At 36.4% G+C, this 5,650-nt stretch carries 7 protein-coding genes; 2 read left to right on the top strand and 5 right to left on the bottom strand.

The window, feature by feature from the left end; all coding sequences use genetic code 11:
* Both HAW63_05700 and dinB read right to left on the bottom strand, forming a co-directional pair.
* Positions 1-374: hypothetical protein (locus HAW63_05700; protein ID MBE8163462.1), on the bottom strand; the 374-nt coding region annotated here is incomplete at its 3' end.
* Between the two features lie 185 nt (positions 375-559).
* Positions 560-1,627 (bottom strand): DNA polymerase IV, encoded by a 1,068-nt coding sequence (gene dinB / locus HAW63_05695; protein ID MBE8163461.1) that lies wholly within the window; start codon positions 1,625-1,627, stop codon positions 560-562.
* Between the two features lie 172 nt (positions 1,628-1,799).
* On the opposite strand from dinB, the gene HAW63_05690 reads away from it, so the two are divergent.
* The gene (locus HAW63_05690) at positions 1,800-2,717 is read left to right on the top strand and encodes a S1 family peptidase (protein MBE8163460.1); all 918 of its coding nucleotides are present in this window, start codon (positions 1,800-1,802) and stop codon (positions 2,715-2,717) included.
* 144 nt (positions 2,718-2,861) lie between these two features.
* Positions 2,862-3,698, top strand: a complete 837-nt coding sequence (locus HAW63_05685; GenBank protein ID MBE8163459.1) for a hypothetical protein — start codon at positions 2,862-2,864, stop codon at positions 3,696-3,698.
* Positions 3,699-3,761: 63 nt separating this feature from the next.
* Here HAW63_05685 and HAW63_05680 read toward each other — a convergent pair whose 3' ends face one another.
* The 3 genes from HAW63_05680 to HAW63_05670 form a co-directional block, all read right to left on the bottom strand.
* A complete protein-coding gene (locus tag HAW63_05680; protein ID MBE8163458.1) occupies positions 3,762-4,124 on the bottom strand; it encodes a hypothetical protein in 363 nt (120 codons plus the stop codon).
* Complete coding sequence (locus tag HAW63_05675) at positions 4,121-4,405, bottom strand: heavy-metal-associated domain-containing protein (GenBank protein MBE8163457.1); 285 nt, start codon at positions 4,403-4,405, stop codon at positions 4,121-4,123. Before HAW63_05675 ends, HAW63_05680 begins: the two co-directional genes overlap by 4 nt.
* 158 nt (positions 4,406-4,563) lie before the next feature.
* Positions 4,564-5,199 (bottom strand): hypothetical protein, encoded by a 636-nt coding sequence (locus HAW63_05670; GenBank protein ID MBE8163456.1) that lies wholly within the window; start codon positions 5,197-5,199, stop codon positions 4,564-4,566.
* Between the last annotated feature and the right edge of the window lie 451 nt (positions 5,200-5,650).

Below are 5,650 nucleotides of genomic sequence, written 5' to 3'. Positions count from 1 at the left end.
GTACCATCAATGCCCGAGGTTTCTAAGTAGACCGCTAATTCGCCAGGTCTATTTGTAAATGCCACGCTACCTATTGCAGTAATCGCTTGAGCATAACTGCTTTTAAGTAAGGTTCTTAAACGATTTAAATCTGATGCCAGTTTATTTTTGTCAGGAACATTAATATCGGCGTCTTCCTCTGAAATTTCCTCTGAAATTTCCTCATCAATTTCTTCATCAGTTTTTTCATCAATTTCCCTGTCAGTTCCCCCATCAGGAGGTATTAGCTCTGAAACTCCAGAACCTGGAGGGGATGTTGTTGCTTTACAAGAGGCTAGCATCAAACATAAGGTTAAACTAACTAAGGCCATTAAAATTTTTTGAGTAGTTTTCATAATTATCTCTCTCGCGGTTTTATAAATTTTTTTTGTTATCTTTTCACCTATAAACCCATCGGATTTATAGATAAAAAAATGAAAAAAAAACAGACTCAAGTCTAGGTATTGGGTGCCATGCCGCTGTATAGCGTTTTGTTAGAAAGACTTTTAGATAGAAAAAAAAACAGTGAGTAAAAGTTTGTTTAAAACAACTCTAGCTGCAAAGAACTTTTGGGTTTAGTTTTGTTTGGAAACTTTACGCCCACTCCTAAAAGTCGTACGGGCTTGTTTTTTCGCATAAAAGCTTTTTCTACCATTTTAGAATAAATTTCCACCGAAGGCGTTTTAGTAGAAGATAGTTCTAAGGTAGTTTGTTTAAAATCATAAAACTTAATCTTAACAAAAAGAGAATGAATGTTATTTTCTAAATTCGTTTTTAAAAGCCTTTGTTTAAAGTTGTCAAACAGCGAAGGAACTTTTTTTAAACATTCGTTAAGTGTTTGCAAATCTTTATTGTAGGTGTTTTCGACACTTAGTGATTTTCTTACCCTAGAGCTTACAATAAGTCGGTCATCTTTCCCTCGGCAAAGATCAAAAAGCTTAATTCCCCACTTACCAAATTGATAATGAAGATCGGTTATTTTCCATTTTTGTAAATCCGCACAAGTTTTAATATTTAAGTTATGCATTTTTTGTGCAGTCACTTTTCCCACACCAGGAATTTTTTCTATTTTTAAATTTTTAACAAAAGGTTCAACCATATTAGGGGAGATGGTAAATTGAGCATTGGGTTTTTTCCAGTCACTGGCAATTTTGGCAAGAAACTTGTTAGAAGCAATCCCTGCCGAGGCCGTTAGTTTTGTAGTTGCAAAGATTTGGCTTCTAATTTCTTTGGCAATTAAAGTGGCGCTACCGTTAAAGTCTGTGCAATCGGTAACATCAAGGTAAGCTTCGTCTAAAGACAAGGGCTCAATTTGCGAGGTAAATTGTTTAAAAATCGCTCTAATTTTTCGACTTGCTATTCTGTATTTTTCCATATGAACGGGAACTAAAATTAAATTAGGACACAACTTTAAGGCTTGGGAGGTGGGCATGGCCGACCGAACCCCAAACTTTCGCGCCTCATAGTTGGCCGTAGTTAAAACGCCTCGTCGATCAGCCGCCCCTCCCACAGCCACGGGTTTGCCTTTTAACGAGGGGTTATCTCGCACTTCCACAGCGGCGTAAAAGCAGTCTTGGTCGACATGAATAATTTTTTTAATTTTCGACATTCTTTTTTTATTTGAGGGTCAGCCCCCACTGTTTTAAGAGGGAGTCCTGACCCTCAAACTACTCTTACTCAATTATAAAAATTACTAACTTAATAGCAAGATATAATTATTTAATATAGAGTTTGTAAATCAAAAAGAGTGTTACTTGCAAAACTATTGAGGTTAATTTTTTATGAAAAAGTTAAGTTTTTTTTTACTATTGATTACTCCATTTTCTGCACAAGCTATTTATAGAGGCTTAACGCTAAAAGATAGCAGCATTCAGGCTATGCAACCTCTTGTAGCCTCTTATGGTAGTTTTTTATCTTCTTATAGTAATAATTATTGTTCGGGGACGCTAATTGGCCCAAGGGTGGTTTTAACAGCGGGGCACTGTAAGCCAACAGAGGATGTTCTTAAATTTGCGGGTAAAAAAGCGCAAAGTTTTTTTCGTAAAAAAAAACACGCCCTTAACAAGATTGGGTTTCCTTTAAATATGGCTAAAAAAAACGATATTGCAGTTTATATATTAGAAAGTCCGGTTTCTGGTATTGACCCAGTAAATGTTCATGTTTCACCAAAACTTTATGAGGGAAAAAGAATACTCTACGCAGGAGTGGGAAAACCTAGAAGCGGGGTTAGGCAGTACGCCTATGGAAAAGTGGTTTCTGCCAGTGATATTGGCGTTTCCACAAGAGACTTGAAAGGGCAAGCTTATGCTGGTCATGGAGACTCGGGAGGGCCTCTTTTTTATATAGATGGAGATTATATAAAATTAATTGGAGTTACATCAACGGTTACAATAGACAAAGAAAAGAGTAAAAAATTTCAGAAATACATAAAAGACAATTTTCCTCATGGGTATTATCCCGATTCGGTTTATGAAATGATAAAGTTTGGAACAGTAAGCTTTTCCTTAGCAAGAGTATATGAAGGTTGGGGAAGAGATATGTTTCAACAAATTATAGATAAAGAGAAAGTAAAAATTTGTGGATATAACTTAGTTTGTAAAGACAGCAAGCTGAGCTTAAAAATGAAGAACTATTTAAAAATGAAGAACTATTTAAAAAAGAAACAAGGCTTTGACGAAGGCCATAATTGGAATAAATAAGAGAAAGGGTCCTGACCCTCTTGCTCAAATTAGACAAATTACCAGATTTTTAATTAGGTTTTGCTGTAATGGCGACTTTTGTTTTTTTATTAGATATTATTTTTTAGACATTTAAACACTATATACCAAATAATGAGGTTTTTTATGAAGTCACTGATGATATTGTTACTACTGTTAAGCTCGTGTAGTTTTATGAACACAAAAACGGGGAGCATAAGTGGTAAAGATGTTTTTGGATTTTCTATTCCTGTAAAAAACAATCGAGCTCCAAGCTCTAGAGAAGAATTAGTTATTGGAAAGGTATATAAAATAGCAATACCCGATGCAATTTTTTTAAAAACAAAAGATAATACTGTGGCCCAGTGCAAGCCCGTTTTTGGAGCTAGAGTAGAGTTTTTGGCTTTAGATAAAGAAGGCCAAGCCTTGCTAGATTACACTAGTCTGATGAAGGTGCCGACAGCAGATTTTTGCCAAGACGGATTTGTAACGACATCAAAATTTTTATTAGAAAAAAGTATTAAACTTTTTAAACCCTCACAAAGGCAATTTTTTGGTCTCGAAAAAGAAATACAAATTATTATGAAAGTGCCCACTAATATAGTGACTACTAAATCTATTTTAGATTCTAAAAAAATAATTAAAAGTGGGCAGGTGGTTCGTGTTAATAGCAAAAAGGCACTTCCATTAGGGGTAAAGGGGCTTATTGCTTTAAAAGGTAAGGAGTCTAACTTTATAAAAGGGTATTTGTCGCGAGTAAAAAGTTCTTTACGCGTGGGAGAATTTTGCTCTCCAAAAAACTCAGCATTAAAAATTGTAGGCTTTAGCAAAAAAGGTGATAAAAACACAAAAAATATTTTGGTAAAGGTGCTTAACAAAAAAACAGGAAATATATTTAAGCTAATTGGCCAATACATTTCCGAAAAAGGGGGCGCTTGCCCCGTAGATTCTCACTTTTTTATTAGCGAGAAAGAGCTGTTGTAGCTCTTCTGTTTTTTAAATTCCCTTAATAAAACAACATTTAATAGTGCCAGCGCGTATATATATCTACATTATTCTCGGGGCTACAAAGGCAAAGAAAGCTCCAGTTAACCACAAAACTATCGAGAATATAAGTATTCTTAAAGACCACTTGCGGCCAGTTTTACAGGCTTCAGCCTGCTTAGGGTCTATGGGGCAAGTTTCAAAACGAGCCCTGTATTGTAAATAAGCAGATAGGGAGAGCATTACGCCACTGCCCATAAAAACCCAAGCCTTATGCTGAGACAACCAAACTATCTGTGGCACGGCGGTAACAAGCCCAGCCATGGCGGCCCCCATTCCTAGCGCAACAAGCAAGCTAGGAAGGGCGCAACAGAGTAGAGTTCCTGTTGAGGTAAAAAGAGAAAACCAAGCGCTTAGGCGATTCATTTTTTAACCCCCTTGTAGGAAAAACCAGCATCGACAATAACTTTGGCAATTTCTTTCTCTGACAAGGTAGCTCCAGGTTTAAGGTTAATAGTAACCTGCATCTTGTCTAGATTTACTTTTGTGGACTTCACTGATTTATATTGTGCAAAGTTTTTTTTAATGCCTTGAGCGCAAAAAGAGCAAACCATACCGTTAACTTTAATTGTGACTTTGCCACGAAGGTTCTTTTGATTTTTTGCCGAGTGTTGCGATTTGTGATTTATACTTTTTTTGTTTGGCATTTTTGCAAAAGCAGTTTGTGAAAATGTTTGTGAAAATGTTTGGAAAAAAGCAAAAGCAGTTATAAGGGAAAGTATTTTTTTATTCATTATTTTAATCTCCATGGATTTGTTGTTTACAGCTGCCTATAAGACAGCTTTATTTTTTAGTTTTTACTCCTCTAAAGGTGAACGATAAGATTAACTTTAGTATCACCTTTAAAGGATTGGCCCAGCTCAAACAAAAGGTTTCTGTAAAAGAGCCTCACAAAAGGTGTGAGATCAGAACGAGTGACTTTGTTAAGAAGGTTGGTTTGTTTCCACTCAAGTATCAACCAAGAGTGAAGTCCATCAAAAGGGTCTACATAAGGAGAAAACCCTGTGCGAACGATTGTTTGTTTCAAGTCGATCCCTTTTTTATGGAAAATTTGAGTTTGCTTGGCCAGGAAATAGTAATCCCTATCTTCAATGTCAAATTGAAGACCAGTTAAACCCGAAGTTTCTCGAGATTCTCCTAAGTGACTTTGCCCTGCACCAAGAATGGTGTAGAGATTGGCTTGAAGACCGCTACCATTCCAACGCTTAAGCAACAGATTAACCGAGGCAAAAGTCGCTGATTTTTTTTGATTAGGAATTGCTATATGATGAACTCCTGCGGCCAGCCAATGGCGAAACGAGTAATTCAATTGGGTGTGTGTGAGTGAGGGGGACTGATAGGTCATAATCCCCATGGACCCTTTGTAAGAAATAGGGTGAGCGGAAACTCCCAATGTCATTAAAGTACAAAAGCTATAGATATAAAGTCTAAGGTATTTCATAAATTTTTTCCTTTGGTTATTGTGGTCGGCTATGGCCAACCTTAATGTTTTGTTTTTACTGTTGTTGTTTGGTTTTTGAACGAGCGCTTTTTCTAAGCAACTCTAAATGAATGACAACCGCTTTGAGGTGTCATCATAGGGGGCTTTTTTAAATTAAGAAGACAGAGTGAAAGGCTTGCCAGTTTTTATTTTTAGCAAGAGCGGGAAGCTGATTTTTTAAGAGTAAAAAAGATTGAGGTTTTTTTGTGAGGTTAAGGTTTAAAAAAGTAGTCAGGCTTAGCTTAGTAAAGCAGGCAGGGTCGGCGGGGTCGGTTCTCAATGAAGAGGAGTTTGCAGTTAGAATATTGGTAGTTATTTTTACCTTCCATGGATTTTGAAAGAGAGAACAAAGATTTATTTCGCAAGCAGGACAAGAATTGTTGTCTTGGTCACTAGTGTTATGACAAGAAGG

It is taken from the genome of Pseudobdellovibrionaceae bacterium (assembly GCA_015163855.1).
In the GTDB taxonomy this organism is placed as follows: Bacteria; Bdellovibrionota; Bdellovibrionia; order Bdellovibrionales; family UBA1609; genus JAAOIH01.
Note: the sequence above shows the minus strand (reverse complement) of the source record. Positions and strands in the feature narration are given on the sequence as shown.